Origin of the sequence: uncultured Xanthomarina sp., assembly GCF_963971605.1 — a bacterium.
In the GTDB taxonomy this organism is placed as follows: Bacteria; Bacteroidota; Bacteroidia; order Flavobacteriales; family Flavobacteriaceae; genus Xanthomarina; species Xanthomarina gelatinilytica.
Genome location: NZ_CAXATZ010000067.1, coordinates 1 through 3,833 on the forward strand (window position 1 = coordinate 1; position 3,833 = coordinate 3,833).

Annotated in this window: 3 protein-coding genes; 2 read left to right on the plus strand and 1 reads right to left on the minus strand. The window is 37.6% G+C overall.

The features are described 5' to 3' along the window. Nucleotides 1-768 (minus strand): serine hydroxymethyltransferase (gene glyA, locus AACY93_RS13610; protein ID WP_339612156.1); only part of this gene is annotated, 768 nt, incomplete at its 3' end. A gap of 359 nt (nucleotides 769-1,127) precedes the next feature. Between glyA and fahA the strand changes: the two genes are divergently transcribed. Together fahA and AACY93_RS13620 are read left to right on the plus strand one after the other, a co-directional pair. After that, nucleotides 1,128-2,417: a fumarylacetoacetase gene (fahA, locus tag AACY93_RS13615; RefSeq protein ID WP_286852841.1), complete on the plus strand. Its 1,290-nt coding sequence runs from the start codon at nucleotides 1,128-1,130 to the stop codon at nucleotides 2,415-2,417. Between the two features lie 53 nt (nucleotides 2,418-2,470). After that, nucleotides 2,471-3,691, plus strand: a complete 1,221-nt coding sequence (locus AACY93_RS13620) for a TlpA disulfide reductase family protein (protein WP_286852851.1) — start codon at nucleotides 2,471-2,473, stop codon at nucleotides 3,689-3,691. The last annotated feature ends 142 nt before the right edge of the window (nucleotides 3,692-3,833 follow it).

A 3,833-nucleotide genomic window follows, 5' to 3' on the forward strand; every position in this document is an offset into this window, starting at 1 on the left:
TGAAGACATTTTTTTCAAGATGCCGTTTTTGAGTTTTAACCCAAACGGATTGTCAAAATCCTGCCCCATCATGATCATGCCACCTCTTGGACCACGTAAGGTTTTATGGGTTGTTGTGGTCACAATATGGCAATGAGGAAGAGGATCGTTTAAAATACCTTTGGCAATCAGGCCAGCAGGATGGGAAATGTCTGCCAATAAAATAGCACCAATGCCATCTGCTATGTCCCTAAAACGTTTAAAATCCATATCTCTGGAATATGCAGAAGCACCAGCAATAATTAATTTGGGTCTTTCTTTTTCGGCCATCTCTGCCACATGCTCGTAATCTATAAGTCCCGTTTCTTTTTTTACACCATAAAAAACCGGGTTATAGAGTTTTCCGGAAAAATTCACTGGAGACCCATGAGTTAAATGACCACCATGGGATAAATCGAAACCTAATATTTTATCGCCTGGTTTAAGGCAAGCAGCAAAAACAGCTGTGTTTGCCTGACTTCCTGAGTGTGGTTGTACGTTAACATATTCAGCATTAAACAAGGTTTTGGCTCTGTCTATGGCTAATTGCTCTACTTCATCCACCACTTCGCAACCTCCATAATAGCGTTTGCCAGGATAGCCTTCGGCATATTTATTGGTTAAAACAGAACCAGCAGCTTCCATTACTTGGTTGCTTACAAAATTTTCTGAAGCAATCAATTCGATACCTTCTAATTGTCTGTGTTTTTCGGCTTCTATCAATTCGAATATTTGTTCGTCGCGTTGCATATAGATATATTTTTAATTTATATTTTATTTTTAAGTTAAAGATGATGACTCTAAGAGGATGTTTTAAAACTATTGTGGTCTTTTAAGCCGTTGGGTCAATAAGTTTTTAAGGTGTATGGGCACCTTAACAAACATCAAACCGCTAACGTACTTTCAAGGGTAAATCTCCTTATAGTTAAAATCATGTCAAAAATAACAAATAGATTAGTTTAATTCATCAAAAAACATATATTTACTTCGCTTTTCGCATTTTTTTTAATGCATAAAGTGAAACCACATTTTCCCTTTATTATTAGTTTAAAAATAAAAAGTTATGTAGGTTTGAATAGAATTTATTAATATAAAACACAGAAACAGTTATGCCAATATCAGCTAACAATCCAGATAGAAGATCGTGGTTACACGTCGATAAAAACTCCGATTTCCCCATTCAAAACATTCCTTTTGGCGTGTTCTTAACACGAGACGATATTATTACCATTGGAACACGGATAGGGGACACAGCCATAGATTTAGGGGCTTTGCACCAGTTGGGTTATTTTGAAGGAATTCCGTTGACCGACGATATTTTTCTTCAAGATACTTTAAACGACTTTATTGCCGATGGTAGAAAAACCTGGAGAGCTGTTAGAAACAGAATAGCAGATATTTTTGATGCAGAGAATAACGAACTGAAAAACAACCTAAAACATAAGGAAATTGTCCTATTTCGCTTAGATGAAATAGAAATGCAATTACCTGTTCAAATTGGCGATTACACCGATTTTTACTCCAGTATCGAGCATGCTACCAATGTAGGGACCATGTTTCGCGATCCAGAAAACGCCTTAATGCCAAACTGGTTGCACATTCCTGTGGGATACCATGGTAGAAGCAGTTCCATCATCCCTTCGGGAATACCTATTCACAGACCTCAAGGACAAACGCTTCCTGCAGGAAGTGATACCCCTGTTTTTGGACCTTCCAAATTGGTGGATTTTGAACTGGAGATGGCCTTTATTACTACAGATGCTAACGATTTAGGAGAACCCATTCCAATAGATGAAGCTGAAGAGTACATTTTTGGATTGGTATTATTTAACGACTGGTCTGCTAGGGACATCCAAAAATGGGAATATGTGCCTTTAGGGCCTTTCTTGGCAAAAAACTTTGCATCATCCATTTCGCCATGGATTGTCACTTTGGATGCATTGGAACCTTATCGTGTGGAGAGTCCAAAACCGTTAAAGCCTCAAATGCCTTATTTACAGTATAAAGGCAAGAAAAGTTATGATATTAAGCTGGAAGTGGCCATCAAACCTAAAACAGCTAAAGAAACCGTTATTAGCAAATCCAATTTTAAATACATGTACTGGAACATGGTACAACAATTGGCACATCATACCATTAACGGTTGCCCAGTAAATTCTGGAGACATGATGGGCTCTGGAACCATTTCTGGACCAACACCAGATTCTTATGGTTCTATGTTGGAATTGACCTGGAGAGGAGAGAAGCCTATTACCTTGAATGATGGGACAGAACGAAAGTTTATAAACGATTACGATACAGTTATTATGCGAGGTTATTGTGAAAAAGATGGCACCAGAATTGGTTTTGGTGAAGTCTCAACCCAATTGCTTCCTATATTTAATCCGAAGAAAAAATAAATAAGATGAAGCGACCTCTAGGTCGCTTTTTTGTTAAACAAGCCAATTCCTTTATGCGAGTCATTAGTTTATTGAGTCTTTTAATTCTTTTAGTTTCTTGTAAAGAAGAAAAGCAACAAGGTCCCAAAAATTTAAAAGTAGGGACCTACCAAGCACTTTTAAAAGTAAATGACAGTCTGGACATGCCTTTTATCTTTGAAGTGCTATCCAGCAACAAACTTCAAATTTTTAATGCTGAAGAACAGATTGAAGTCGATGAAATCTCCTATAGAAACGATTCTGTGTTTATAAAACCTCCTGTATTTGACAGCTATATAGCTGCGAAACTAACGGAAAATGGTTTTGAAGGAAACTACATTAAGGACGATTTAAACAGAGCCGTTCCTATCACAGCTTATTTTGGTGTATCCAAACGCTTTGAAGCCAAAAGCAAACCCATTACCAATGTTTCCGGAAACTGGGAAACGACTTTTAGTCCAGACTCTGAAGCTGATAGCTATGTGGCCAAAGGGATTTTTAAACAAGACCATCAAAAAGTAACGGGAACCTTTAGGACCATGACTGGAGATTACAGATATCTGGAGGGAGTTCTGGATGGAAATCAATTAAAACTTTCTACTTTTGATGGTGCTCATGCCTATTTGTTTAATGCCACGGTAACCGATAGTAGCATGCAAGGCATGTTCTATTCTGGAAACCATTTTAAAGAACCTTTTATCGCAAAACGAAATGAGTTTTTTGAATTGCCTGATGCCAACAATTTAACCTTTTTAAAAGAAGGCTATAACAAAGTCACTTTTACCTTTCCGGATGCAAATGGAAACACCATTTCCTTAAACGATGAGCGTTTTAAGAACAAAGTGGTCTTGGTGCAAATTATGGGTACATGGTGTCCTAACTGTATGGATGAAAGCAAATTCCTGGCAAATTATTATAAAAACAACAAAGACAAAGATTTTGAAATTGTAGGTTTGGCATTTGAATACACCAAAACAGAAGAAAAAGCCTTTACCAATATAGAAAGGCTTAAAAACAGATTGAACATTGATTATCCTGTGCTATTGGCACAATATGGAACAGCCAGTAAGGTGTCTGCCCAAGAAAAACTACCTATGTTAAACCACGTGTTAAGCTATCCTACCACTATTTTTATAGATAAAACAGGAACCGTTAGAAAAATCCATACAGGTTTTAACGGTCCAGCAACTGGAGACAAGTACACAGAGTTTACAGAAGAGTTTGACCAGTTTGTAGCTGGGTTGTTGGAGGAGTAGATTTAACCTTTCACTTAATGTGTTTGTATAAGAGCCGTTTAATGGTTTGGCACCAAACTTTGCAAACCTAAGAGCAGGCAGGTGCGTGCATCAGTGTAAAACCCGGTAAGGCCCGAAAGCTCAATTACCAGAGCCAGCTTAC

What these genes read in the sequence shown, in the direction of transcription:
- fahA (WP_286852841.1), top strand. Translation starts at nt 1,128, where the DNA reads ATGCCAATATCAGCTAACAATCCAGATAGAAGATCGTGGTTACACGTC.
- AACY93_RS13620 (WP_286852851.1), top strand. Translation starts at nt 2,471, where the DNA reads ATGCGAGTCATTAGTTTATTGAGTCTTTTAATTCTTTTAGTTTCTTGT.